Here is a 424-nt window from a genome sequence, read left to right as displayed (position 1 = left end):
CCTGGATCGTGGCCGGATCCCGCAGGTCGCTCTCGAAGTCGCCCGGGTCGGCCAGCACGCAGTGCTCGGCGGTGAGGATCCACCGCGCCGCGATGAGCGTGCCGCCGCAGAAGTGGTCGCCGCTGCCGGCGTCCTGGAGGGAGGCCATGAAGGAGTAGGCGGCGGTGGCCTGTTCGCCGCCGGTGATGGCCTGTGCCGGCGTGGCGCCCGCCAGTGCCCCGGCCGCCGCCGCGCCGGCCGCGCACCACATCCGCAGCTTCCGGGGCGCCCGCCCCACCCGTCCGTCGTTCGCTGTGCTCGTCATGAACTCAGCTCACCACGGGGGCGATTGCAGCGCCGTAAGGCCGACGCCCGCCCGCCCGCTCAGGACGGTGCCAGCCGGCCCCTGACCGCCGTCTGGACGCCCTCCTGCTCGGCCGGGTCC

1 protein-coding gene is annotated in these 424 nt (G+C 75.5%); it reads right to left on the bottom strand.

Going from position 1 to position 424, the window contains the following annotated elements; genetic code table 11:
- Positions 1-304 (bottom strand): trypsin-like serine protease (locus ACWF62_RS20735; RefSeq protein ID WP_452631326.1); only part of this gene is annotated, 304 nt, incomplete at its 3' end.
- Positions 305-424 lie beyond the last annotated feature (120 nt).

Source organism: Rhodococcus sp. NPDC054953 (genome assembly GCF_053609225.1).
The sequence above is the reverse complement of the archived record's forward strand: the minus strand, read 5'-3'. Positions and strand labels throughout refer to the sequence as shown.